Raw genomic sequence first — 26,013 nt, forward strand, 5'->3', positions numbered from 1 at the left:
CACAATTATAACTGTGTAGCTAAAGAATAACAAAAGCCAATGGGTGAATATACTTTTAACAAATCATTCACATATTTAACAACGCTACGACGAAATAACCATTTTGATTGTTTCGTTATTTATACTGAAGAGGCTTATATGAAAACTTTTATAACAATAAGTGTAATCCTTGTATTATCACTAAATATTTTTGCAAACAACTGGCAAAAAATCTCACTTCCTGATGATACTATTTCATTTGCTAAAGAAAAAGAAGGATTTCCTGCGAAAAAAATTTGGGCCGGAACAAAAAGTGGTCAATTATTTTCATCTTTAAAGGGAAAAAATTCTTGGGAAACAGTTAATGTAAAAATGGAAAATGGTATTGATGAAATTGCCATTTTCAATCAAATGATTATTCTCGGTTCACATCATAAGAGTAACAACAATTCAACATTATTACTTCTTTCTAGTGATCGCGGCAGAAGCTGGTCGCGAATAGATCAGGGCATTACTTCAGACTGGCCCGACTTTGCAAGAGGAACAGTGCAAAGTATATCTATCGATGCAAGCAGAATATTTATTGTCCTTAGTGATTTTCGACCTCAGCATCCATCATCAAAATGCTATCGTTCCGATAATGGCGGCACAAGCTGGTCATTAGTTCATCAAACATTTGATGACCACAGTATTAACGTAGTTACCACCGACCAAAATGGGGATGTCTTACTCGGAACAAGTAAAGGAGTTTTGCGCTCTAAAACAGGATATGGCGACTGGAAAAACTTAAATGTCGGTTTTTCTAACGTACCACAAATACGCTTACTCAGTAACAACAATATTACTGGTGAACGTTTTACAGGAACTTCAAGTGGTATATTTAAATCGTACCAAGAAACACCACAATTTCCTAAAGGTAGTGACTGGAAATCTGTATCTTCTCATAAATCACAACGTTCTATCGTAGGGTTACACTTAATTCACAATTTCTCTACTTCTACGGCAGTAATGGGCACTCACGAAAGATCAGGAATGGGTGGTACATTCTTTTCCGATAGTCACGTATTTGTAACTATGGATTCACATAATCCTAAATGGGTAGAGGTTGCTCTTGGTAGCTTAGCTAAAAAACCTTTAAATAACATAATCACTGATGGTCGCCATGTTATAATTGCAACTTCAGAGGGAGTATTTAAAAGCACAAAATCTATCTTTGAATTTTGGCATAACCCATAAGTACAAGAAAAAGAAAAAGTAAAAGACACAAAACCGTGCTATTCTATTTTTGAGATTGTGGCTATAAACCAGATCTCTACAAAATTAAATATGATAATACCTCATTAACTTCATGCTGTGTACATTGAATAATCATAAAGGTCAGAGAATAATAGCAGGTAATAACTTGAATTATCATAATCAAGCGTACACAACCACAATTTTCAACTGTTTAAATTACAATAATTTTTTATATTGCGAAACACATAATTTTGTACAATAATTATTGAGTAAGTAGGACGTGTCATCAATTAGAAAAAAGTGCATTTTCATTTGTATTCTATAATTGATACAACCTCTCGTAATCGTTGTAATAATTGTCATTGTTACCGTGACCATGGCCATTTTTTGCTCTCTTATAAAGGAGCTACAGATATTTTTCTTTAAACGCGATTACGACTACAACTACGGCTAGGGTCAAAGTAAAAAATAATCCGAACCAAACAAAAAAATTATACAGGAGATTTTAATGAAACTTTTAACATGTTTTGCCTTTGTTGCGATAATGTTCGCTACAACTATTTCAGCAGATGAGTACAAAGTTGACGCATCGCATTCGATGATGGCTTTTAAAGTAAAACACCTTGGCGTAAGCTATACCCACGGTCGTTTTAACGACTTCAAGGGTAACTTTACTTTTGACGCAAATGACACAAGTAAAAACTCTATTTCTATAAAAATAGCTGCAAAAAGCATCGATTCTAATAGCGCAAAACGCGATGACCATTTACGTGGAAAAGATTTCTTCTTTGTGAAAAAGTACAAAACTCTAAGTTTTGAAAGTACTTCTTTCAAGAAAAAAGAAGGTTCAAAAAATGAGTTTATCGTTGAAGGCACTATGAAAATGCACGGCAAGAAAAAGACAATAACTGTTGACGCAAAACTTGTTGGTGAAGGCAAAGACCCTTGGGGTGGTTACCGTTGCGGATTTTCTTGCTCTTTTACCATTAAAAGAAGCGATTTTGGTATGAAATATATGATAGGTGGTATTTCCGACGAAGTGCATATTACGGCTGACGTTGAAGGAATCCGCAAATAAATTATGAATCCTGAGTTTTTAAAAATGCAACTATTCGGGGCTATAATTCCAGCGACAATTTGCGCTGTGGTTGTGCTTATTTGCGCACGGCCTTGGCGCGAAAATATCCATAGTTTGCAAAAAAACGCTTATTGGAGTATTGCTTTAGGATTGGCTGGAGGATATGCTTTTGCCTATTGGGCAATCGTCGGAGATATTCCCAGTTTCCCCGTTAACTTAGAAGACTATGAGTCGGATAGTTGGTTAATCTACATCTCATTTATACTTGCGCTGCCGGCATTCACCCATAACTTTGTAAACAATAATACTTCCAAATTTACCTTCATCGCTATCAGTGCATTAGTGACAGGGTGGCTCATTGTTCCAGAATGGATTGTCGACGAGGGAGAAAGTAGTGCACTGCTATGGTATTGGCGTATAGGATATGCCGCTACAGCGATAGCTCTCTTTGCTATTTTAGAAAGTTTGACCAAAGTAGTAAAAGGGAAAACATTTTCATTAATTTGCTTTTTTCTTGCTGTTGCGTGTAGTGTCGTCTTAGTTCTGTCGGCAAACGCCAAAATGGCGCAATTGTGTGGAGCAATTTCAGCCATGTCAATGGCGATGTTTGTAGTAGGAATAGTTTTTCGTGAGATTTCGTGGTCAAGTAGTGGTGTTTATTTCTTGGCTATTTTACTTCCCGGCCTACTTGTAAATGGTTATTTAGCAGCAGATACGCCTTTGACTCCATTTACATTAGTAATTTTTGCCCCTATATTTGCGTGGGGAGCACAACTAAAAGCAATTCAAAAATATCCTCCTCTGGTGATTTCACTAGTAAGTATATTTTTTGTATTCATACCAATTTCCATCGCGCTACTCATCGCTTATCAATATTATGTTTAGATTTTAAACGTAATATACATGATCTGCTAAACTATGTTTAGCAGATTACTTCCAAAACAATTTGTAGTTTGTTCTTAAAAGCCTTATAATAAATACAATGCTGATTTAAAGTGAGCCACAAAAGTTTTACATACCGAGACAATATCTCATTTTTAATCCTTCACAAATAAGTTACTTACAAGCATCAAGATTTAGAGGCTATATGGATATTTCTACGCAAATTTTGCAAAAAATACAAAATAAAAAAGCCGTATTTTTTTGCGGTGCGGGCATTAGTTTAGAACCTCCCGCTGGACTACCTAATTGGAAAAAGCTACGTGATTTCACCCTTGAATCTATAGCCGCAAAAAATGAATTACTTTCGCTATACTTACCACCATTACTATCTACACCTACAATTGCGGAACCAGGAGAAAAAGGAATTACGCCGGAGGTGGTTGCTTCAGAAATATCGGCGAATTGCAAAGGGTATTTTGAATCATTTCGCGCTTTAAAAGACGGCAAGCCCAATATCAATCATATGTATTTAGCGAAAATGGCAAGTGAGGGTCTTATACGTCATATCATTACTACAAATTTTGATACATTTATCGAAGAAGCTCTAAGCAAAGAGAATGTGCCTTTTTACGTTTGCCGTACAGAAGAAGAGTTCTCTCTATTTGATGAAAAACAAGAAGTCATCGTTCTAAAGCTTCACGGATGTATAACATTACCTGAAACCATTACATCGACAGTTGAACAGGAAGCAAAAGGTCTATCGTTTATAAAAAGCCAAGCAATTCGTACTCTCATAGGACATTATAGCTTTATCTTTTGGGGGTATAGTGGCGCAGACTTAAAAATAGATCTCGACTACTTACAGTTAATTTCATGTAAAGAGAGAGCACAAGGTTTTTATTGGCATTTTGTCGAAAAAGACGATTTTGTCGAAGAAGTGAATTCTAATGTCCAAAAATTAGTAGATATGTACGGGGCAAGAGGAGAAGCGATTCATGGTATTTTCCCTCAAATATTCAAGGGGCTTTTTCCAGAAGAATCGCTTGTAAATATTGACTGTACTTACGAAGAACAGCAAGAATGGCAAAAACAAAAAAACCAAAAGCTCAAAAAAGAGCTCAAGGACTGGGCTGAAATAAACGTACAAGAATCAGAAGCTTGCACAATTATAGGTAATTTACTCTACCATAACGGTCAACTACAAGAAGCGCATGATTGTTATGCGCGTGCAATTGATGTGTGTAAAGAACGCGGAAATAAAAGTGGGCTAGCAGCATCTTTAAGCAACTGTGGTGGTATTTATCGTATATGGGGACAATACGATAAAGCACTAAGTCATTATCAACTAGCCGAGAATATTGCTCGCGAACAAAACGATTACGAAAATTTGTGTGTGTACTTGAATAACATAGGTAAAGTGCACCGTGTTAAAGGCGACTACCTTAATGCAGCATCTTACTACAAAGACTCAGCCAAATTAAACAAACAAATTAACAACGGAAAAGGCGAAGGCATTGCTTTAAACAACTTAGGCATGGCACATTTTTACATGGAGGATTACGATAAAGCCCAGCTGTGCTACGAAAGTGCCTTACAAATTTCCCAAAAAGTCGGAGACAAACAAACCGTTTGCGCGCAACTAAACAACATTGGAAACATACACGGGCGCTTAAAGGACAGTAATAAATCTTTGCACTATTACTCCAAAGCTCTAGACATTGCATTAGCGTTAGGAGATAAAAATAGTCTTATTGTCTGTTGGAATAACCTAGGAGTTACTAGCAGGTTACTCGAAAACTACTCACAGGCAAAAGAGTATTTCTTAAAGTCATTACAAGCTTCTCAATTTACAGGAGACTTAGTTAACGCAGCGACCACAAGTAAAAATCTTGCCATTGTATGCGAAATGGAAGAGCAATATACACAAGCAATAGATTTTTATGAAATGAGCATTGGTTATTTTCGTAGTTTACAAGATAACGAACAAGTAAACAAAATACAAAATCGTATATCCAAACTACGCATGAAAGAAGATGTAGATGATCTACAAATGCCTAGCAGCATTTTACATGTAGAAGAACCTCTTTCGAGAGATGAGATTTTATCAAAATTACAAGTTAGTGAAACTGATCTCGATGAACTGATGCAACAAGGAAAAATATCTGAGTATCCTACGCCGCAAGAAATCGAAGCTTTATGTGAACAACTCATGATGGAACAAACAATTGTAGTTCCGGTTTTTAATGTAAGTCCAAATGTAAATACTTACACGGAAAATCCTCAACAAATAGAAAAAGCTCGTGACAGAGCAATGAGCGATTTGCAAATAGAACCTCAAGAACTTTTAGTGCTTATTCAACAAGGTAAATTATCTAGTTGCCCAACAACACAAGAAATTGAGGACATAAAAAACGAGCGCATGATGCAAGCGACAATGGTCATGAGTTCACAATTACCAACTACAATAAGCTCACTCGGCGATGCTAAAAAAATAGAAACGACAACAACCAAAAGTCCATCATTACCAACTGCAACAAATTCATTAGGTGATACTGAAAAAGCGCGCGAAAAGGCAATGAGCAAACTACAAATAGATCCTCGTGATCTAAGCCATCTCATCCAAACGGGAAAATTATCGACCTCACCAACGGACGAAGAAATAGAAAATGTAAAATCCGAACGAATGATGCAACAAACAGTTGTTATGAACAATTTTAGTATATCAAAAGAACGCGAAGCCTTAAATAATCTAATGAACTCTGAATTGTTTATTAGTACTCCTGAGAACATTCTACCTTTTGACACAATTGAAGATACTGAAGAAAATATAGAGCCGATTTTTATTATTAATCCTTCTGACTCAGACGAAAAATCCGCAGAAAAATTAAGACAAAGAGCAATGAACGAGCTACAGGTAAATGAAGAAGAATTAGAACAAATGATCGTGCGCGGTGATATATCAGCTATTCCAACTATGCAAGAAATCCAAAATTTAAAAAACAATATGATGATGCAAGAAACTATGCACGTAGCATCTTCTCATATGTCAGATAGCATAAACCTTCAAATGCCTACTTCGTCAGAAAAACCTCATATGGTTAGCCAAATGAGATCAATGAGTTTAGAGTTTCCCAAAAAATCAAATGAAAATCCGATGATGGAAATACAAAGGCGGCTAGACGAAATCCCTCTACCATCTTTAGATGATCTTGACAACGATGAAGACTAATCCTCTGGAACATTGATTTTCAACCGAAGCTCAAACGTAGAAACTTTACTGATTTGCGATGCCCGCATCGGCTAAAGCCGATTACTCCCCCACGGGGGAGTTTACATATATCAAAAAGAACTGAAAAAACACAACCTCCGTTTGAAGTACTTAAGAGCCTGTTATAAAATTATTTTAAGGCGCTAAATTGCTCCTTTTAACTTCCAATTTCGTTATTTTTTCAAAGAAACATACGTAGGTTTTTCGTGGGAGGACAGTTGGCCTAGCCAAGCAGGAGGGTATCGCAAACCTTTGTAAATTCTACCTCTAATATAATGTTTGCCATTTTTGTAAAATGAATTACAAGCAGTTTACTCAAAATTCAAATCGACAACAACAGGATGGTGGTCCATGTCACCGGTTTTTACATTTAAAATAGGGCCACCTCGTTTTACTACAAAACCACTAGCAAAAATATAATCTAAACGCCTATCTGGTTCAGCGGTATTTCCGGTTAAAAGAGTTGTGTCCTTAAAAAACTTTGCAGCATAATTATAAGTCTCCACATCGAGCTGTTCATTATCTGAAAACAGATCATGGCGCTTATCAAGACCGATATCAACATTTAAATCGCCTGCAAGAATTTTATACTTGGTTTTCTTTTGGCGTAATGTATCAGTAGCATAACCAATAACTGTATTACGACGTTTTGCAGAATAAGCGCTAGCGTGTAAACCAAGTAAAGAGACAACGCGCTTCTTATGATAGTAATCACAGATAACAAAATGTCTAGGTTCAGCAGGAATAGATTGCGCATTGCGAATAAATCCGTTTTTAAAAAAGATAGCCGTTTGGCGATTAGAACCTTTGGCTACAATAAAACGCCAACCGCGAAGTTGATAAGATATGCTTTCTGCTTGGTGGCGACCTACTAATTCTTGTAAAAATATAATATCAGGCTGTAAACTTTTGATTGTATTAACAATGCGCGGAATGAACTCATAACGAAGTGCATTACCTTTCTCACCGGAGCTTCCTCCAACATTCCAAGTAATAACTCGCAAATCTTGTTTATTCATCTTCGAAAATCTATAATGCTTTTCAGTGATTTGCGAACTTGTGTAAGAATAAAAACCCATAAAAATAGCGAGGGACCACAAAACTATTTCGGCTTTCATATTTCTTCCCTTAAACGAAAACGACGATAAGCCAAGGCAAGGAAAACAAAAGTAAAAGCTAATATTTTAGCCCCATCTTGGAAGATCTGACCCCACAATATTTCTTCCCGAAAAGCCTCCCGCCAAAATCCCATATAGGAAGTAAAAAAATAAGGGCGTAATTTTACAAAAAAATGAATTTCACTCATCACATAAAGAATTAAGTACAAAGCAATAGAGGTTGATACTGCATTTAGAGGATTGCGAATCCAAGTAGACAAAAGAAAGCTAAGAGCTAAAGGAGCACTAAGTGCGACACTCGCCAAAACCCAAGCGCAAGCAAAAGAATTCAACGCTTCGCTTTGCGAAAGACTTTGATGAACATGACTCATCTGCAACACACCGGGATAGAGATTTAAAGTTCCCCAACCAACAAACACTAAACCTGTGAGTAAGGCAAACGCCAATAGATAACCAACTAAAAAAAACAAATATGAAAACGAAACAAATAACTTACTAAAAAATATCTGCGAACGCGACAAAGGGCGGGCAAGCATTAAATACAAAGTGCGATTATGAGTTTCTCCCGCAACCTGTGCTCCTCCTTCGGTGGCAGCAAAAATGGGGAGAACCATCATTACTGCAAAGTAAAAAGCATACAATGCAAAAGTAAGTCCATTAAAGTAGCTTCTATTTTCAAAAGTATAGCGAAAATTTACCTGTCCACCTGTTTGGGTTTGAGCGTATGTATAAAAACCAAACAAAATAAAAAACAGATACAGAATAATCGATAACATTGAATAAAAAGGGCGATGAGAGCGTTTTAGTTTGTGATATTCAAATTTGCAGATCATGTTTTTTCCTTTTGCGACATCGCGCGTAGTTCTTTCAAAAAAGCGTCTTCCAACGAAATTTTACGGTGATGAAATTCGCACAATTTTATATTGTATTCCTGTAGTTTAACACGCATTTCTTCTAGGCTAATCGTTTCAGCAGGCAATAGAAATGTATCACTACTTGCGATTTCCATTTGAGGAAACATTTGGGCAATGCTTGTCGTGTCACCTTCTATTTTTATTTCGAGCGTCGACTTTTTCTTCATTAACTTTGTTATTTCACCATAAAAAATAGTTTTGCCTTCATGAATAAATAAAACGCGATCAGCTATTTTTTCAATTTCTGACAACAAATGACTAGAAAGGAGAATCGTCACTCCATGCTCATCGCGCAATCTACAGAGTAGATCGCGAAGTTCTCTTATAGCAAGAGGATCTAATCCATCTGTTGGTTCATCTAAGACGAGAAGTTTGGGCATAGGGAGAAGTGCCTGAGCCAAAATAAGGCGCTGACGCATACCAAAAGAAAAACCAGAAACGCGATCATCCAAACGATCTCTAAGGCCTACAAGTTTGAGTACTTTAAGCATATCTTCGCAGCTAGGGTGTTCTTGTTTTGGCAATCCTAAGCGCACTAAGAATTGAATATTATCCCAAGCAGTTAAGTTATCATACAGTGGTGGAGGTGCAAAAGCAAAACGCACCTTGCGCATTACAATTTCACGTTGAGAATAAGGATTACAATCAAAGACTGTTATTTTACCCTGCGTTGGTCGCAAAAAACCGGCAAGAATTTTAAGCAAAGTACTTTTTCCCGCACCGTTTGCTCCAACAAGGGCAAGTATTTCACCTTTATAGATATCAAAATCTACACCCGCTAACGCTTGGCGTTTACCATATACATGATGTATTTTTTTTGCCGTCACTAGAATATCCGTGGATTCCATTCTCATACCTTTATAAATATTTTTTATGTTTTATGCTGTTTTTACCATACAATTGTTATCAGTAATTTGCAAAACGATTCCCGAAATAGTCAAAGGATAAAATATGAAATGGTTACTTTTACTGTGCGCTTTTATAATGCCAATTATTGCCCAGATCGAATCTCTTCCTCTCCCTCCGGAAATTCCGTGGCAAGGAAATAGCGAAAAATTAGTTGTAGCAAATGACCACTCTGAAATTACCCCTATAGAAAAATCTAAATTTGCAGTAACCCCACGTTACGAAGAAACAATAGCGTGGATGCACAACCTAGCAAATAGGATTCCGCAATTCCATATGTACTCTATTGGCAAAAGCGATGAAGGAAGAGAAATTTGGATGCTAGTTGCTTCTAAAGAGCAACTATTCACTCCGCAAAAAATAACCAAAAGTGACAAAGCAATTTTTCTCGCACAAGCAGGTATTCACTCAGGTGAGATTGATGGGAAAGATGCAGGAATGATGCTTCTACGCGATATGGCTTTTCGCAATAAAATGGATCTCTTAGACCACTGTCATCTACTATTTATCCCAATATTAAGTGTCGATGGTCACGAAAATTTTTCTCTATTTAATCGCGTAAATCAACGTGGTCCACACAAATGTGGCTGGCGTACTAATGCCAAAAATCTCAATTTAAACAGAGACTACGCAAAGCTAGATACTCCAGAGTTACAATCTCTGATAAAAGTGATCAACAACTGGAAACCAGATCTCTATTTCGATATTCATGTAACTGATGGCGCAGATTATCAATACGACATTACTTTTGGTTACAATGGTGGAGGCTTTATCTCAACCGAGTGCTACGCCACCAATATAGCGCAGTGGCTAAACAAAAAATTTACCCCTCATGTCTCTACCGATCTCTCAGCGTCAGGGCATATTCCTGGCCCACTGGTATTTGCAATGAACGGTAGCAATATATACGACGGGGTCCAAGATTGGACCGCCTTACAACGTTTTTCTAATGGTTACGGAGATGTACGTGACCTTCCGACAATTCTTGTTGAAAATCATTCACTTAAGCCATACAAACAACGCGTATTAGGAACTTATATTCTTTTAGAAAGCACAATGAAACTTCTAGGAAAAGAAAGTACTTCTCTACGCACAGCAATAAACAAAGACAAAAAACAACGTCCACAACAAGTAGTCATAGATTGGCTTCCTGATGTTAAAAGCGAAAACACTGACTTTCGTGGCGTCTCTTTTACCCATAAGCAAAGTGCAATTACCGGCAGCAAGATAGTCCAGTGGACAGGTAAAGCAGAAGAAATGAACATTCCTGTATATCGTACACCAGGAGCAAAACACAAAGTAGATCGTCCAAAAGCATATTGGATTTCACCAAGCTGGAAAGAAGTCATCCATCGCCTGAAAATTCATGGAGTAAAAATGGAAACCATTTCGCAAGCCAAGAAAGTGGAAGTAGATATGTATAGTATTACAAATCATAAACTGGGAACACCATTTGAGGGACATATTCAGGTAAAAAATGTAGAAGTGAAAATGCAAACAACTCAAAAACTTTTTCCAAAAGGTTCGGTAAGAATTTCAACGGACCAAGATCTCGGAGATTTAGTCATACTACTCTTAGAACCAAAAAGTCCCGACTCGTTCTTCCAATGGGGGTTTTTCTTGGAAATCTTTCAACGCACAGAATATATCGAAGCGTATGTAATGGAACCACTAGCACAAAAAATGCTAGATAAAGATCCACAACTAGTGAAAAAGTTTAAAGAATACTGCGCCGAAAATCCCAAAGCAGGCGCACATCAAAAACTACAATGGTTTTATCAACAAACGCCATATTTCGACACGCGTTGGCAAATGTATCCTGTAGGAATTGAAAAGTAAGATTTAGCTTGTTTGACACCATAGAACAATAAATATAGTTAAATACTCATGTATAGCGTTCCATCATTATTATTTTGCGGTAATAATGCTCTTTAGTTGTTACCGCAAAACATATACGTGTCGAACACTATAACTAATTGTGCAATCGTATAATTGCTCCCGTCTTACTTTACTCATACAGAAAATGATTGTGGATTTGCTTTTTGGTAAAGATGCTTATATTCTTCTGCTATTTCATCTTTTAGAAAATCCCCATCTTTTAAATAATCATAAAGTTCACCATAATGACGTACTTCATTAAAATTCAAACGACGCATTAAATGATGAGGCTTTAATTCATTTGGAGAACTCAATCCCATTGCTCCTAGAATTTCACCAACACCATGCACAGTACCTTTATGGTAGTTTGCAACACGTTGTTTCTTATCTTCAACAACAATTCCTTTATAAAAGCGTGCTTTTTGCGTAGCAACTCCACTTGGACAATCATTACTATTGCAACGTAATGCTTGAATACAACCTAAAGACAACATCATACCCCGTGCGGAATAACAAAGATCAGCCCCCAAAGCAATACGTGAGACAATATCAAATCCAGAAATTATCTTTCCACTAACAATTAACTTGATTTTGTCTCGTAGAGAAAAACCAACAAGAGCATTATGCACAAAAATTTGAGCTTCGCGAAGTGGAGAACCAATATGGTTAGAAAATTCAAGAGGAGCTGCTCCTGTTCCACCTTCACCACCATCTACAGTGATAAAATCTGGAACAATTTTGCTTTCTATCATTGCCTTACATATAGCCAGAAATTCAGACTTTCTACCAATACATAGTTTAAAACCGACAGGTTTTCCATCTGATAGATCGCGTAACTTCTGTACAAATTGTAAAAGTTGTATTGGAGTAGAAAAAGCTTTGTGCCCAGGAGGTGAAAGAACATCTGTTCCCATAGGTACATTACGAATTTTAGATATTTCTTCCGTAACTTTTGCTGCTGGAAGAATTCCTCCGTGCCCTGGTTTTGCTCCCTGAGAAAGTTTAATTTCTATCATTTTCACACTATGCTGCTGAGAATTTTTTTGAAACAACTCTGCACAAAAATTACCATCTTGAGTGCGACAACCGAAATAACCGGTTCCAATCTGCCAGATCAAGTCTCCGCCATACTCAGAGTGATATGGACTAATTCCACCTTCTCCTGTATTATGGGCAAAATTTCCGATCTTGGCGCCCGCATTCAACGATAATACCGCAGTCTTACTGAGAGCACCATAGCTCATCGCCCCAATATTAAAAATACTTGCACTATAAGGCTTGGAACAATTTCCTTCTCCAATGACAACTCTAAAATCTTCTCCATTATATTCTTTTGCCATAATCGAATGATTTACCCATTCATAACCAACTTCATAAACATCAGATTGTGTACCAAAAGGAAGAGTATCTAGTTGCTTTTTTGCTCTTTGATAAACAAGAGAACGTTGCTCACGGCTAAAAGGAACGCCATCCTTATTAGATTCAATGAAATATTGATTTATTTCTGGTCGAACCATTTCCAGCCAATAACGGAAATGTCCAGCAATAGGAAAGTTTTTCAAGATCGCATGTTTAGTTTGCAACATGTCTTTTACACCTACGGCAATAACTGGCAAAAGCACAACAAGAGACCACAAAAACCATGGAAAGAAAAAATAAGAGACCCCACTTAACACTAAAAACAATGTACTTACGATCACAAACTCTTTTCTCATTTTTTTCTCCTCAAAAGCTGTTTTTGTCCTGTTCTCAGATAAATGCAAAAATCCAATCTCAGCAAATAATTCTGCTATCCAGGTGTTCTATCTAACACCAACTAATCAATTATTTGTATACACTGGTTAATTCATGTAAGAATAACTAAATTTCATTTCTGTTATAACATATTTTTTGGCAAATAATTAAGAATATTTACTAAATCAAAACTCGCATATTTAACTACAAAACACTCTATTATTAGAGTAATCAACGAAAATTTAATATCTATATTTTGTGATAACCACAGCAATTCTAGATGAAACCTCAATATATTCTTTTATTCATTTTGCCTTTTGTACTTTGATCAAATTCCTTTCCCAGTGGCCAATAACTTCATGCATTTTCTCTTTGAATTTTCCTGCGAGTTTTGTCCTCATAATTGATGTTGGTACAATCCATGGTTTTTCCGCTTTACAATAGTGCCACACTGATATTTCATAATTATTTTGTTTTCGAACAATGTAATACCTAGTTTTTATTGACTTTATTCTTGTACCGTTTTCAATAGTATTAGCAGACACAGAAAGTAAAATAAAGTTTTTGTATCGCCCTAAATGGTTTTCTAGCTTTATTTTGTCTTTTTTGTCATACGATTCTTTTGTAATCGCACCAATAACCATTCCATTTCTTTTAAAATATTTAGGCACTTGCTTCCATTTTGAATTACTAACTGCACTTTTTTCTAATTGCTTCTTCAAAGCAAAATAAAATTCCGTTATGCTGGTTGCATGCCTGTTTATTTTACATCTTCCTACAATATACGCGTGGTAATTAGACTTTTGTAAATAAGAGTTATCGGTAACCTCAAGCCCTTTGTCTAGCCACTTTAGTTCTGCTTTACATGAAAATAAAGAAAATACTATAACAAAAAAGAATATTCTCATTACTGGATTCCTTATAAAAAATGGTTTATCCAATCAAATGTAGTAACAATTTATTGAATAGCAAACTGTATTCAACAAAGCGAAAAATTATCGGAAACTTGCGTATCAAAGAAAAGAAGGCTGAAAATATCGGATTCATGTAAAATCACTACTAAACATTTCATCGCAACACCTTCAGCTATTTGTCACATAACAATCTTCTTTTTACGATTTTGTAATTTATTCTGGTTTGTGAAGATTAACAACACATAACACAGTAGCACCAATAATCCAATAAAATAAAGAGTCTACACCACTAAACCCAAGCAGAAATGGCGCAACAACAAATACAACTCCAACTATAAAGTCTACAGCGAGATGAAATTTGTATGGCAAAACACGAAATACACCTAAGAAATGATCTGTAAATATTGTTAAAATAAGTGCCGCAACTCCTGTGCAAACCGAAAGCCAGAGAGCCAAATCATGAGAGCCGCCAAGTTTAAATAAAAATGGTGCACCCATAAGAACAACAGCAACAGGATAATCTAACACTGCATGAATCTCTTTTGTAATAAACCGTATACTCATAACATAACTTTCTTAAAAAATAAAAAATCTTATTTTAAAAACACTACACAAAGTAGACAGATCTGTCTACTAAGCATATGTTACAATTTTTCTCTTGTCAAGCGTCATCAAAAAATAAAAAAGAAAAACCACAAAAACGATTTAGGCAAATGGGATTTAGATACATGCTAATCAAGGGATTGATTTAATTTTTATTATCGCAAAATTTTATCCACATACTTTGCAAGAGGACACTGTGATAACAAAAATTCAATCAATAAATCACTTAAATGTAACAAGCGATAAAAAAATATGAAGCGGTGAGGTGCTCCCAAATATGATCTGGGATATGCAGTTAATAATTAAGAAGACTATCGAAGCAGCTCTATCAATGGACCAAAAAACACAAGGCAAATTAGAAAGATAAAATCTAGCCAAAGAAATATAAAACTATCTGCCGGTGGACAAAAAAGGGAGTATGGGCAAAAATATTCAAAGCATTATCAGAAGATTCGGATAACGAGTATGCGATGATTGATTCAACTGTAATCAGGGCACATCAACATAGTGCAGGTGCAATAAAAAAAAGATCAAAGCCAAGCAATAGGAAAAAGTAGCGGAGGATTTAGCACAAAAATACATGCTATATGTGATGTGTTAGGGAACTCTACAGATTTCTCTTTGACAGCAGGGCAAGTACATGATTTAGTGGGAGCAGATATTCTATTACCTTCTATCAAAGCTAAAGCGCTACTTGCTGACAAAGCTTACTATGCAGAAGAACGCGTTATTCAAAAATTAGAACAAAGAGATATTATTGTTGTGATTCCTCCGAAATCTAATATTCAAAAGCCAAAAGAATGCGATAGCCACCTTTATAAATCTCGCCTTCTGATAGAAAATCTATTCTGCAAACTCAAGCAACATCGAGCTATTGCTACGCGGTACGACAAAACTGCTCAGAATTTTTTAGCGGCTGTATACTTAGTTTCTTGCATTATTTGGCTTCATTAGCTTGAATGATGACAGGCCCTATTTAAAAAAATCTAGCCAAAGAAATATAAAACTCTCTCTTTAAACTCTAACGTTTTCTAACATCACTAGGTAAAATACCAAAAAAGCTCTTAAATTTTTTGCTAAAACTAGAAATTGTCTGGAAACCAACTTTTTTACAAATTACCTTGGTTGGGAGATCGGTTATTTCAAGTAACACCATCGCTTTTTTCATTCGAATACTCGTAACATAATTATTAGGCGTTGTTCCTGTTAATTCTTTAAATATTTTATAAAAAGTAGGTTTTGACGTGTCGAAATTTTCTATATAACGATTCCAATCTATTGCTGAATCGTAATTTTCTTCAATATCTTTGATTACCTGTAAATATTTCTTTTTCGATCGCGAAACTTTTCGTCGATCTAAAATTGTGCCTAACGCAGAGATAAACAAGCTTTCTGCAATTCTAGCTGACAAAATCTCATTCATCGGCTCCTCTTTACTTACTTCGATCAAACTACTTCTTAAATGTTTTTGCGCATTATTCATATTTTTCTTTTTTAAACAAATAATCGGGGGTAACTGAGAAAAAATTTCTTTTACTATCTCACCATAAAGAGAAATTTGTCCACAAAGAAGAAACGCATCTGCTTTCCCTTTTCTATTTTTTATGCTCAAATAATGTTGTGAACAAAAAACAGCATCGTACTTATTTTGTGGCTCTAACGAATCTCTAATACCATGGTTTCCTTTTGTCACAAACACAATATCTCCAGGTTCTCCTAAAACGAGCTCATCTGAATCTTCATCAAAAATATAACAACGCCCTTTTTTGATAAAATGAAACCGCACCGTCTTTTTGTTACCAGGAACAGCTATATTCCAAGGACTAACAAGACCAATCGTGTAGTAAATTAAACTTTCAAATCTAATCAAATGAAACAAATTTTTTTCCTTTAGAAAAAGACAATTGATTTAACAATTTAGTTCTCGAATCTGGCTCTTTATTTTCAATAAAGATCACTTATAAAAGTTGATACGTTTAGCGTCAATCATATCAAACCTATAACTTATAAATCCAACATTTTCGTTTCAAAAATCAGACGACAAAATTCTTTTAGATTCCCCAAGATATCTCCTTTACAAATGAACAACTAATTTTACAAAATAACAACAATTAACGTTTGTTTGCATCTAATAAATCGATTATAAATCATGTTGTTAATATGCATCTCAATAAAAATTTTCGTTATTAAGAATCAAGGAAAAAAAATGAAAAAAACAATAAAAACAATACTCTTATTCATAACAATAATTGCGCTTTGCATAGCAGCTTACATTTGGCTTTCATTATCATATGAAGAGAACATTCGATATCCACAAACGTTTCCAACAGTGAGCTCTTTTTCAGAAATCAGTGTAAATTACAAGCATATCTGGGACAAAAACTCAAAATCACATGCATTTACAGGCGCAGCGGTTATAGATATAAACAACGATGGAAAAATGGAAATATTTATCGCTGGGGGTGAAAACCAAGATGATGCTCTACTTAGCTATCAAGATAAAGAGCTACGAAATATAATCGAAAAAACAGGCCTTTCAAATAAAAAAAATGCCACATATGGAGCCACATCTTTTGATATGGATAATGACGGAGATGTCGATCTACTTATAGCTCGTAATAACGGCATTTGGCTTTGTCAAAATAATAATGGTTTCTTTACAAGTAATGTTCTCGATATTTCTTTACCACAAAAGACCATACCTGTAAATATAGCTGTTACAGACTTAAATAAAGATAATTTTCCCGACATTTATGTAAGTACATTTGTTTCTGCATCTGCTTTTGTGGCTGCAACTTTTAACAAACCACAACACGCCAAAAAAAATATAATGCTCCTTAATAACGGCGATTTAACATTCACTGATGTAACAAAACGAACAAAAACCGCGGGTTCTCAAAATACATTTCATTCCAGCTTCATTGATCTCAATAGCGATGGGCATCAAGAATTAATTGTGGCAAACAATACAGGTCAGATAGAAATATTCATTAATAATGGCAATCTAAATTTCAAAAAATTAAAATACAATTCAGGATTAGGTTTCTGGATGGGACTTGGATGTGGAGACATTGATGCAGATGGAGATCAAGACTTATTCTTTAGTAATATTGGTTCTTCTATTCCTACCAATTTAGTAAGAGGAGACTTACTTCCACGACAAAGCGTTGAGCTAGAGTGGACAATTTTACGCAATGAAGGCGACTTCAAGTTTTCAAATGCGACAAAAGACTATAAGCTAGACGGCTACGGTTTTGCTTGGGGAGGGGTTTTCGAAGACATAAACTTAGACGGCAAGCTGGATCTTTTAGTTGCACAAAACTATATAAAATGGCCTGGACATAAGGTAAAAAAACTACCGGGAAAAGCATTTCTACAAATAGAAGAAAAGACCGCAGCATTCTACCATTCTAATGATCTCAACCTTAATAATCCATTCTATGGTCAATCACCTGTTATTGTTGATTTAAACAATGACGGTAAAATGGACATTATCTGGATTAATATGAACGGGCCTGTTCGTGCTTTTATCAATAAAAGTACTGATAATTTCTTGAAAGTTATTGTGCCTGATAATTTAAAATATTTGGGTGCAACATTATATGTCGAATTCGAAAATGGAAAAAGTTACAGTAAACAAGTTGTTGTTAGTACTGGTTTATTAACAGATCAATCACCAAATATATTTTTTGGACTCGGAAACAAAAAACCGAAAAAGCTTATTGTACAAATGCCAAATCAACAAACAGTTGAGCTTACGACTTCAATGAATAACACAGTAAAACTCCCTTAAGGTCTATCATAGTTTGAGCATCATAGTCATGTAGAGAACAGTGGTTATACAATATTCTGTGATTTAGGCATAGTATTTTCGACTAAAAGTCGCTCCATTTTTTGATACCAATCTCGTATTTTAGGTCTATTTAGGAAATAGTTAGAATCTAGAAGACCTAATTTACGTGGTAATGCGAATTGTGAATAAACAAAAATGTCGACAATGGTTATGTGTTCGTTTTTTATTAAAAATGGACCTAAACTTTTTTCTAAGTGATCCAGGCATATTTCTCTTACTTTTGAAATTGACCCGCGTTTCTTTATATTTTTATATATTTTCTTTATAAAAGGAGCATATCGCAACACTAATGGCCATAACAAAACAACTGTAGAAGAAAATTCTCCTTGAGTTGTTTTCTTCACCGTTCTTCCTAACTTCCAAGCATTGTATACACCTGTTAGATTTCTGGTAGTGGGATATACACTATAAAAGCTTAGCGGAATAAGAGTTTCTGAAATCCAGTGGTCGAAATCAGCGACTTGCTTTTTTAGATTTGCTGGAACTAGAGGTTTATCTGGAAATTCTTCATCTAACCATAGACAAATATCTGTCGAATTAGCAAACGATTTATCATCAATTGTCAACACTGGCACTTGTTTTCCAAATGGTAATTGTTGTTTCATTTTAAAAGGATTTACATAAACGGTCTCAAAAATAAGCTGTTTGTATATTAAGCAGTAGTATACTTTTGCTGCATAAGGACTAGTTTCCATAGTATAAAATGTTATTTTTTTCATAGTTACTTTTCCATAGAATATAGAAAGCTTTTCGTAAGGAAAAAGATCAAGGAACTGTATATCACACATCTTATTAATCTGATCTATTCTATTTCCAAACTCATGCCTCAAACAACAACTGGTTTCTCACTATTATATCGTCTTCTGACAGACATATGACGTTTATTTTACAATAATTTAATTGATAACAGACTCTAATGGCAACTAAATCAAAATGCGTGACTTTATTCCGTATTGATAAGTATCAATTTTCAAAGTTATAATTAGCCATTTGTTTAATTCCCTTTGTCATTATCATAATCAACAATAACCAAACTTGTATCTTGTTTTGTAATTGCGATAATCCCTAGAAGTCTTAAATTATGAGAAACTAGTCTTACCGCAATCCAATCGCTTTTTGGTATATTAAATTTGTTAGTTATTTCGGTCATCAAGCCATCTCGTTTATCAATAAACTTGAATATTTTTTTCATCATCGAATTTACAGGCGAAAATGTGCGATCTATGCGAAAGATACCATCGTTACCACCTCGACTTCGCGACGCTTTTATATCAAAGCCGTATTGAGCGTTTTTCAGTGTCGACAACATTTCTCGCGATTTCCAAATCTTGCCTTTCTTACAAGATTTCATTAACCTTGCAGTAATAAAAACTTGTAATTCTCCGTGAGGAGTTACAAATTTTTCAAAAAAAGCTATTGATTCTTTTTCTAAATTGGTCTCCAAAATTTGAAGTTTTTTCTTTATTTCATCTAAACTCATAACTACTCCAAATAAAAATTATTTTACCCAACACCCCCAGACTTGTGATGAGTAATCATATTGTAAACGCATAATATCTAAAAAATGACTATTTCAATATCAGTAAAACTCGGCGCTTTTCCTGTTAAAAGCGACAAAAATTCTTTCGTATCCCATAACTATATCTCACCCATTTTTGCTGTTTTTTAACAAAAAGCATCTGTGATCGTTTTTTGAAAATACTTTGGTTTTGAATAAAACCTTCTTCTAAAACTTCACTATGCGCCATTATTGGCGCTATTTTTTTATAAACTCTTGTTTGCGCATTTTTTAACTCTTTGTCTACATCAGCGAATTGTAAAATAACGTCCGCACATAAAATTCCGTATATACAGAACAAGAAAATAAATTTTTTCATAAAATTCTCCCTAAAATAAATGTTCAATTCATCATAGCATAGAAAAATTTTACGGCAATAATTTATCAAAACCTAAGGGAGTTCGAGGTTGCCTGTCAAGTAAATATATGTTATCTTTCGTTGTGTAAAGACTAACTGCATACTAAGAAAAAATACAATTTCATCAAGACTAACAAATTGAGATTAAGACTGATAACATACCTATTTAAATTGATGATTTTACAAACAAAGAAACATACAATAGTTGGCTTACAGGAAAAATCTTACCCCCATTTAGTTATTTTATATAAAAATCCTAAATGGCAAAAAATCGTTATGAGTATTTTTTATCACTGGAAAAAACAAGCTATTCCTGGTTTAGAAATTTTAGCCAAACAAAATCCCACGTATGCTATCACAATACAGAAAATAATTACCAAAATACAAAACAAGAAATAATCATTTTAGAGCGCACCGCCTCTTAATTCTAAAGAATTAAGAGGCGGTCACCAATCAAATTGACTTGTAAAAATTCCAAACGCCTAAAACTTCCTTCCGCACCTTTTAGATCATTTCCCATACTCTAATCTTTCCGCTAAATAATTATTCAAAGCAGGTAGCACTTCTATTTTTTGTTGCGTTACTTTTATGTCATAAGGGATGCGGTGGTATGCGATTTTTTTACCATCGTATGTAGCATAACATGCGCGACAATCTCGATCTCGTGGTTGTCCTACTGAACCCACATTACATACTATTTTTTGATGCGGATCCACTTCCCATTCATAGTCAAAATTTTGAATAGAAAACCATTCACTTCCTTCTGTAATTATTCCTGGAAAATGAGTATGTCCAATAAAGCAAATTTGTTCCACTAACTCAAAAGCTTCGCGAATTTTTTGCGGTATTTCACCAAAAATATCCTCCGTATCACGCTCCATCAAATACTCCATAGGATCTTGAGGACACCCATGAATAAAAAGTAATTTGTCTTCTGTGTGAGAAATAGGTAAATTTTGTAAATACTCCCATGCTCTTCTTTTGCGCAAAGAACTACAAAAAGAAGGGCGCATTATTTTCTTAGTCCACAACATAGCTTCTCTTGCAATCGTAGTTACACCAAAAGGTCCATCAATTACACCTTCTTCATGATTTCCTTTGATAATGACTTCGCAATATTTCATTGCCTTGTTAAAGCATTCGATAGGCTGAGGACCGTAGCCTATAACATCTCCTAAGCAGTATATCGCATCTACATTTCGTCTGTGAATATCTTCTAGCACTGCATCAAATGCACAAAGATTACTGTGAATATCTGAAATAACAGCTATTTTCTTCATAAAATCATCCTTAATCTGAGGTTAAGTAACAAACTAAGTGAGCACAGATAAATACTTTTGGCAAATCGCTTATTGTGCTAATCGATTGAAGAGCGCAATAAACTCTGATAAGGCAATAACAATGCCAATAAGAAAAAGTGTTAGACAAATTTGTTCCTAAGTTGCTATAAACAAAGAACTAAGAAAATAAAAGTTTTCAAGATTTGTGGGAAATGCTAAAATCGAATCACAGTTTTTGTGATACTTACTCATAGAAATGAGGACGATAATGCTAAAAATGTTTGATGAATTTTCTCAGCGAAAAAATATTTCCGCGATTTTGTGTGTCTCTACAGAAAACGACGTTATTTACAATTTCAACTTACCACAGCAAAATTCTCTACACAAACAAGTACTACACTTATTAAAAAGAGTAACAAAGTTAAAACAACCAGAGCACTGCGAGAATGTGAGTGCTGATCGTTTGTTCAAAAGTATGAATTTTTGTGGAGCCTTTACTTGCCTACCTCTTATTGCAGAAGAGGATATTGTAGTTGGGGCAATTTATATTGCATCTTCGCAAACACTCCCTACCGAAGAAGTTTCTCGTTTTGTTACTGTTGTTACCAGTAGTTACTACGAAATATTACGCCAACAAACCAAAAGTGAGATAGAGTCGCAAACCACAGGACTTTCACAGCGTCTACAGCGCTTTCTAAGTATGGGAATGAGTTGCGAGGGGAAAAAAATAGTAGGCATTGATCCTATTATGGAAGAGCAAGTATTCAGTGCTATCGAAATGTTTAAAACCCAAAACTGCTCTCCTGTTCTCATTTACGGCGAAAGTGGTACAGGGAAAGAGCTCGTTGCCAGTGCCTTGCACTATCGCAGCGAGCGCGCAAAACAGACTTATCTTCCCTTCAACTGTGCAGAACTAGCAAGTAGTGATCCACAAATGCAGCGTATTGAGCTGTTTGGTTGCGTCACAGGGATTGCAACAGGAGTAACAGCAAGGCAAGGATTATTTACGCTTGCCAACAAAGGAACTCTATTTCTCGATGAAATTGGTATGCTCAGTAACGAGGCGCAAGGCCAACTACTTCGCATACTTGAAGATGGAAAATTGCAACCACTTGGAAGTAAACAAACTTGTCAAGTAAACGTACGTCTTATTTGCGCCAACAACAAACCTCTCCAACAGCTTGTAGCCGAAAATACATTTCGCGCCGATTTATTCTACAGATTATGCTCATTCATGATCAACATACCACCGCTACGCCACCGCGGAATACACGATCACAATTTACTGATGGATTACTTCATCGACGAAGAAAATCAAACCAATAGTGCACACAAGTCTATTTGCAATTCTGCGCGCCGTTTGTTTTATACTCATCACTGGCCTGGTAATGTCAGAGAATTGCGCTCTACAATTCGTAGAGCTTACTACAAAGTAAACAAACCAAATGGCATCATAAAACCACAACACATTGAATTCGTTACACATGAAAATCATAATGAAAAAACTTTGCCTGTTCTCTTTCCCCAAGGTGGCACACTTAAAGACATCGAAAAGCAAGTCTTTCTTCAAGCAAAACAGTGGGCACAACGAAACCCAAAACAACATACACAAAACAAAGCAGCACAAATACTTGGAATACATGCAAACACAATGACCAAAAAGTTACGTGATTATGATATTAATTGGCCTCGGAGTTAATACTATGTTAGGGGAAACAATATGCTTTTTGGTGAAATCGCTATTAGTAAAAAATGGATTACTCAAGGTAAACTAGAAGAAGCTTTGGAAATTCAGAAGCAAAAAAATAGTTGGCTAATCGGTGAAATTTTATGCTTTTTGAACTATCTAAAGGAAGAACAGGTAGAAGAGCTACTCAAAATACAAAATAATTCTCATCGTAAAACGAATGCAAATGTTTATTTTGGACGGTATAAAATTTTACACGAAATAGGACGCGGAGGAATGGGGCGCGTTTTTAAAGCACACGATCCACATTTAGATAGAGAAGTTGCGCTCAAGGTTTTAAAATATGGAGAAGGCGCTAGTGAAATAGAAATAGAACGCTTTATTCGCGAAGCAAGAGCAACTGCTAAACTACGCCACCCTCATATAGTTACTTTATACGACATTGGCCACGAAAATGAACAGAATTTTTTTACAATGGATTTTATTTCTGGAGTTTCATTGAGAGATTCTTTACGCAGTAATCCTCTTACGATAGAGCAAATCATTGTAATTATGATTAAAGTTACTCAGGCAGTAGGGTATGCTCATAGCTGTGGAATTGTACACCGCGATATAAAACCTTCAAATATAATGCTTGACGAAAATAAGGAACCCAAAGTAATGGACTTTGGTTTGGCAAAGATGAATTCCCATGACAGTATATCTAAAACAGGAGATGTTCTTGGAACTCCAGCATACATGTCGCCAGAACAGGCTAAAAGCGATATTGTTGACAAGAGAAGTGACATTTATTCTCTAGGTGTTACCCTGCATGAACTCCTCACAGGGCGTCCACCTTTTATTGGCACATCTTATCTCGATGTGCTATATCAAGTAGTCCATCGTGAACCTTTATCTCTGCGCAGTTTTTCGCCGCAAACCCCTATAGCTGTAGACGCTATTTGCTTCAAATGTCTAGAGAAAAATCCGCGCAAACGCTATCAAAACACCGCTGAATTTATCAAAGATTTGCAACATTTTTTGCATGATAAGCCTGTATCAGCCAAGTGGAACAAGTGGCGCAAGATCAAAAATTTTCTACACTATAGAAAAACTTTAGTATTCATAATCATTGTTTTGGCACTTGTTATTGTTGCACTTACCACAGTTGTTATTTATCAACACAAACAAATTCTACAATACAAAAACCTCAAACATAAAACAAAAGACTAGAACTATTATTATTTGAAGTATTACCTATTTTTTCGAGCGCTTTACATTATAAGAACACGGAACATTACTCCAATGGTCCAAATTCAAAATCAAGCATATTCATAATTTCTTGAAAACGTTGGTATAAATCTCCCCAACTATTTCCTCCCAAATTCAGTACTGCGTATTTATAGCTGCCTGTACTTTGTACTGTATCTGAAAGTTTCTGTCCGACTTTATGCTCAATTTTCAAAATCATATCTGGAAATTGCCGCTTGATCTTTTTTATGTTTTCCGAAGAAGGTATACGACGCACCAGTTTATCTTCAAACAAACGTGGAGTAAATGTTGCCGCCACTTTAAATTTCCCTATCGTACTTGGAATATTAGGCTCGCGGCCCACAGCAATATCCAAACACATGTTATAAGTATTAAGTCCATCTACTTTTTCAAAATAATCCGCTGCAGCGAAAAACATTCTTGGATTTACTTCAATTATATCTATTTTATCCCGATCTTTGTCATAAAACATCTCAATGTTAAACATGCCCTGTTGATACTTAGTGTGCAACATAAAAGTTTTTGCCATGTGGATCATTCTATCTTGGACCTGTTTCGGAAGTTTTGAAGGATATTCAAAGCTATGAAAACTTTCTTTGCCAGGGTATGTTACCGAATCAACAATTCCGGTAATAGAAACATCACCATTCCATGAAAATCCATCTAATGTTACTTGTAGACCACCTAATACTTCCTCAACAATAAAGTGGTTAGCATCGATACAAAATTGAGGATAATGCTTTAATGCATCATTAAAAGGTTTCGAAAAAGATCTCAATTGTTCTTTGCTTTTATCAACAAAATTATGTAACTGTTCTTTGTTCTCTATCCTTGACGCTAAAAAGGAAAAAACCGATTTCACAGGTTTAATAAAGCAAGGAAAACCAAAATCCCAATCATCGAAATTTTGTTCTAAAGAAAGAGGCATAAAACGAGGGGTGTTATCAGGTAAGCATTCCTGTTGTAGTAATCGACTGTAGTATTTATGTTGTAAAACTATTGTAGTTTCTGGTCGGCATGTCGGTAATTGCCACTTAAAAGCAAGAATAGCTGCTACTAACATCCCAGGATAATCTTGGGTACAAATGACACCATCAATATCTTGATATTTATTTGTCGTTTTTTCGATAAAGTGATCAATAGAGAATTGCTCTAAATGAGCAACAATATCACCACTACCTTCAAAAAAGAAATTGCAATCAGGAAACCTTTGTTGGGTCAGAAAAAAAATATCATAATCGTTGGGAAATAAAACAAGTATATTCAAATTTGACTGTCCCCTACAAATATTATAAAAGAGAGACGACACAGTAAAGATTATGTAAGAATATGGATTGTATCTAAGTGATGGTACGGGGTTTTAATTTCGAGCAGTTGCAAGTTAAGAGCGATAAACTATACGAATAAAGAAATTATTCAAGGACACAATAAACAACCTGTTACAAAATTGGGCTTAAGCAAAAAATAATAGAATTTTTATGATTGCATCAGAGTCTAAAAAAATTCTGTCACAAGC

The 26,013-nt window shown here is 35.3% G+C and carries 21 protein-coding genes and 1 pseudogene; 10 read left to right on the top strand and 12 right to left on the bottom strand.

All coding sequences use genetic code 11. From position 1 onward, the window contains the following. Positions 1-138: 138 nt before the first annotated feature. The 4 genes from UABHE_RS28420 to UABHE_RS28435 all read left to right on the top strand — a co-directional run bounded on the left by UABHE_RS28420 (position 139) and on the right by UABHE_RS28435 (position 6,404). On the top strand, positions 139-1,215 hold the full coding sequence (locus tag UABHE_RS28420) for a WD40/YVTN/BNR-like repeat-containing protein (protein WP_372366708.1): 1,077 nt from the start codon (positions 139-141) through the stop codon (positions 1,213-1,215). A 508-nt stretch (positions 1,216-1,723) separates the two neighbouring features. Continuing rightward, positions 1,724-2,293, top strand: coding sequence for a YceI family protein (locus tag UABHE_RS28425; protein WP_372366709.1), 570 nt, complete (start codon positions 1,724-1,726; stop codon positions 2,291-2,293). A gap of 3 nt (positions 2,294-2,296) precedes the next feature. Continuing rightward, positions 2,297-3,178: a hypothetical protein gene (locus UABHE_RS28430; protein ID WP_372366710.1), complete on the top strand. Its 882-nt coding sequence runs from the start codon at positions 2,297-2,299 to the stop codon at positions 3,176-3,178. A 202-nt stretch (positions 3,179-3,380) separates the two neighbouring features. Beyond that, on the top strand, positions 3,381-6,404 hold the full coding sequence (locus tag UABHE_RS28435; protein ID WP_372366711.1) for a tetratricopeptide repeat protein: 3,024 nt from the start codon (positions 3,381-3,383) through the stop codon (positions 6,402-6,404). A 350-nt stretch (positions 6,405-6,754) separates the two neighbouring features. On the opposite strand, the gene UABHE_RS28440 is transcribed toward UABHE_RS28435, so the two are convergent. Genes UABHE_RS28440 through UABHE_RS28450 form a run of 3 tightly spaced genes read right to left on the bottom strand, consistent with a single transcriptional unit; the run spans position 6,755 to position 9,323 of the window. Continuing rightward, positions 6,755-7,561 carry an endonuclease/exonuclease/phosphatase family protein gene (locus tag UABHE_RS28440; RefSeq protein WP_372366712.1) on the bottom strand — a complete coding sequence of 269 codons (807 nt, stop codon included), beginning with the start codon at positions 7,559-7,561 and terminating at the stop codon, positions 6,755-6,757. Further along, positions 7,558-8,394 carry an ABC transporter permease gene (locus UABHE_RS28445; protein WP_372366714.1) on the bottom strand — a complete coding sequence of 279 codons (837 nt, stop codon included), beginning with the start codon at positions 8,392-8,394 and terminating at the stop codon, positions 7,558-7,560. Before UABHE_RS28445 ends, UABHE_RS28440 begins: the two co-directional genes overlap by 4 nt. Further along, complete coding sequence (locus tag UABHE_RS28450) at positions 8,391-9,323, bottom strand: ABC transporter ATP-binding protein (RefSeq protein WP_372366715.1); 933 nt, start codon at positions 9,321-9,323, stop codon at positions 8,391-8,393. Before UABHE_RS28450 ends, UABHE_RS28445 begins: the two co-directional genes overlap by 4 nt. Positions 9,324-9,426: 103 nt before the next feature. On the opposite strand from UABHE_RS28450, the gene UABHE_RS28455 reads away from it, so the two are divergent. Then, entirely contained in the window at positions 9,427-11,220 is a 1,794-nt protein-coding gene (locus tag UABHE_RS28455; RefSeq protein WP_372366716.1) for a M14 family metallopeptidase, read from the top strand. A gap of 173 nt (positions 11,221-11,393) precedes the next feature. Here UABHE_RS28455 and UABHE_RS28460 read toward each other — a convergent pair whose 3' ends face one another. The 3 genes from UABHE_RS28460 to UABHE_RS28470 form a co-directional block, all read right to left on the bottom strand. Further along, complete coding sequence (locus tag UABHE_RS28460; RefSeq protein WP_372366717.1) at positions 11,394-12,974, bottom strand: FMN-binding glutamate synthase family protein; 1,581 nt, start codon at positions 12,972-12,974, stop codon at positions 11,394-11,396. Positions 12,975-13,298: 324 nt separating this feature from the next. Next, positions 13,299-13,901: a hypothetical protein gene (locus tag UABHE_RS28465; protein ID WP_372366718.1), complete on the bottom strand. Its 603-nt coding sequence runs from the start codon at positions 13,899-13,901 to the stop codon at positions 13,299-13,301. Between the two features lie 219 nt (positions 13,902-14,120). Continuing rightward, positions 14,121-14,471, bottom strand: a complete 351-nt coding sequence (locus UABHE_RS28470) for a hypothetical protein (protein WP_372366719.1) — start codon at positions 14,469-14,471, stop codon at positions 14,121-14,123. A gap of 437 nt (positions 14,472-14,908) precedes the next feature. Here UABHE_RS28470 and UABHE_RS28475 point away from each other — a divergent pair. After that, positions 14,909-15,464, top strand: a pseudogene (locus UABHE_RS28475) (IS5 family transposase); the annotation flags it as partial. A gap of 67 nt (positions 15,465-15,531) precedes the next feature. Here UABHE_RS28475 and UABHE_RS28480 read toward each other — a convergent pair. Further along, entirely contained in the window at positions 15,532-16,389 is an 858-nt protein-coding gene (locus UABHE_RS28480) for a helix-turn-helix domain-containing protein (RefSeq protein WP_372366720.1), read from the bottom strand. A gap of 327 nt (positions 16,390-16,716) precedes the next feature. Between UABHE_RS28480 and UABHE_RS28485 the strand changes: the two genes are divergently transcribed. Continuing rightward, positions 16,717-18,303 carry an FG-GAP repeat domain-containing protein gene (locus UABHE_RS28485; protein ID WP_372366721.1) on the top strand — a complete coding sequence of 529 codons (1,587 nt, stop codon included), beginning with the start codon at positions 16,717-16,719 and terminating at the stop codon, positions 18,301-18,303. A gap of 44 nt (positions 18,304-18,347) precedes the next feature. Here UABHE_RS28485 and UABHE_RS28490 read toward each other — a convergent pair whose 3' ends face one another. From UABHE_RS28490 to UABHE_RS28500, 3 genes are all read right to left on the bottom strand, one after another. Beyond that, a complete protein-coding gene (locus tag UABHE_RS28490) occupies positions 18,348-19,082 on the bottom strand; it encodes a glutathione S-transferase family protein (RefSeq protein ID WP_372366722.1) in 735 nt (244 codons plus the stop codon). Between the two features lie 275 nt (positions 19,083-19,357). Beyond that, positions 19,358-19,843: a hypothetical protein gene (locus UABHE_RS28495; RefSeq protein ID WP_372366723.1), complete on the bottom strand. Its 486-nt coding sequence runs from the start codon at positions 19,841-19,843 to the stop codon at positions 19,358-19,360. A 124-nt stretch (positions 19,844-19,967) separates the two neighbouring features. Next, on the bottom strand, positions 19,968-20,240 hold the full coding sequence (locus UABHE_RS28500; RefSeq protein WP_372366724.1) for a hypothetical protein: 273 nt from the start codon (positions 20,238-20,240) through the stop codon (positions 19,968-19,970). Between the two features lie 177 nt (positions 20,241-20,417). On the opposite strand from UABHE_RS28500, the gene UABHE_RS28505 reads away from it, so the two are divergent. Continuing rightward, positions 20,418-20,678 (top strand): hypothetical protein, encoded by a 261-nt coding sequence (locus UABHE_RS28505; protein ID WP_372366725.1) that lies wholly within the window; start codon positions 20,418-20,420, stop codon positions 20,676-20,678. A gap of 110 nt (positions 20,679-20,788) precedes the next feature. Here UABHE_RS28505 and UABHE_RS28510 read toward each other — a convergent pair whose 3' ends face one another. After that, on the bottom strand, positions 20,789-21,559 hold the full coding sequence (locus tag UABHE_RS28510) for a metallophosphoesterase (protein WP_372366726.1): 771 nt from the start codon (positions 21,557-21,559) through the stop codon (positions 20,789-20,791). Positions 21,560-21,827: 268 nt separating this feature from the next. Between UABHE_RS28510 and UABHE_RS28515 the strand changes: the two genes are divergently transcribed. Beyond that, positions 21,828-23,258, top strand: coding sequence for a sigma 54-interacting transcriptional regulator (locus tag UABHE_RS28515; protein ID WP_372366728.1), 1,431 nt, complete (start codon positions 21,828-21,830; stop codon positions 23,256-23,258). A gap of 21 nt (positions 23,259-23,279) precedes the next feature. After that, on the top strand, positions 23,280-24,458 hold the full coding sequence (locus UABHE_RS28520; RefSeq protein WP_372366729.1) for a protein kinase: 1,179 nt from the start codon (positions 23,280-23,282) through the stop codon (positions 24,456-24,458). 64 nt (positions 24,459-24,522) lie between these two features. Here the strand turns inward: UABHE_RS28520 and UABHE_RS28525 are convergent, their stop codons facing one another. Continuing rightward, positions 24,523-25,764, bottom strand: coding sequence for an acetyl-CoA carboxylase biotin carboxylase subunit family protein (locus UABHE_RS28525; RefSeq protein WP_372366730.1), 1,242 nt, complete (start codon positions 25,762-25,764; stop codon positions 24,523-24,525). Positions 25,765-26,013 lie beyond the last annotated feature (249 nt).

The organism is Candidatus Uabimicrobium helgolandensis (genome assembly GCF_041508025.1).
Taxonomy (GTDB): Bacteria; Planctomycetota; Uabimicrobiia; order Uabimicrobiales; family Uabimicrobiaceae; genus Uabimicrobium; species Uabimicrobium helgolandensis.

Coding starts and splice junctions, on each gene's coding strand:
- UABHE_RS28420 (WP_372366708.1), top strand. CDS start 139: ATGAAAACTTTTATAACAATAAGTGTAATCCTTGTATTATCACTAAAT.
- UABHE_RS28425 (WP_372366709.1), top strand. CDS start 1,724: ATGAAACTTTTAACATGTTTTGCCTTTGTTGCGATAATGTTCGCTACA.
- UABHE_RS28430 (WP_372366710.1), top strand. CDS start 2,297: ATGAATCCTGAGTTTTTAAAAATGCAACTATTCGGGGCTATAATTCCA.
- UABHE_RS28435 (WP_372366711.1), top strand. CDS start 3,381: ATGGATATTTCTACGCAAATTTTGCAAAAAATACAAAATAAAAAAGCC.
- UABHE_RS28440 (WP_372366712.1), bottom strand. CDS start 7,561: ATGAAAGCCGAAATAGTTTTGTGGTCCCTCGCTATTTTTATGGGTTTT.
- UABHE_RS28445 (WP_372366714.1), bottom strand. CDS start 8,394: ATGATCTGCAAATTTGAATATCACAAACTAAAACGCTCTCATCGCCCT.
- UABHE_RS28450 (WP_372366715.1), bottom strand. CDS start 9,323: ATGGAATCCACGGATATTCTAGTGACGGCAAAAAAAATACATCATGTA.
- UABHE_RS28455 (WP_372366716.1), top strand. CDS start 9,427: ATGAAATGGTTACTTTTACTGTGCGCTTTTATAATGCCAATTATTGCC.
- UABHE_RS28460 (WP_372366717.1), bottom strand. CDS start 12,974: ATGAGAAAAGAGTTTGTGATCGTAAGTACATTGTTTTTAGTGTTAAGT.
- UABHE_RS28465 (WP_372366718.1), bottom strand. CDS start 13,901: ATGAGAATATTCTTTTTTGTTATAGTATTTTCTTTATTTTCATGTAAA.
- UABHE_RS28470 (WP_372366719.1), bottom strand. CDS start 14,471: ATGAGTATACGGTTTATTACAAAAGAGATTCATGCAGTGTTAGATTAT.
- UABHE_RS28485 (WP_372366721.1), top strand. CDS start 16,717: ATGAAAAAAACAATAAAAACAATACTCTTATTCATAACAATAATTGCG.
- UABHE_RS28490 (WP_372366722.1), bottom strand. CDS start 19,082: ATGAAAAAAATAACATTTTATACTATGGAAACTAGTCCTTATGCAGCA.
- UABHE_RS28495 (WP_372366723.1), bottom strand. CDS start 19,843: ATGAGTTTAGATGAAATAAAGAAAAAACTTCAAATTTTGGAGACCAAT.
- UABHE_RS28500 (WP_372366724.1), bottom strand. CDS start 20,240: ATGAAAAAATTTATTTTCTTGTTCTGTATATACGGAATTTTATGTGCG.
- UABHE_RS28510 (WP_372366726.1), bottom strand. CDS start 21,559: ATGAAGAAAATAGCTGTTATTTCAGATATTCACAGTAATCTTTGTGCA.
- UABHE_RS28515 (WP_372366728.1), top strand. CDS start 21,828: ATGCTAAAAATGTTTGATGAATTTTCTCAGCGAAAAAATATTTCCGCG.
- UABHE_RS28520 (WP_372366729.1), top strand. CDS start 23,280: ATGCTTTTTGGTGAAATCGCTATTAGTAAAAAATGGATTACTCAAGGT.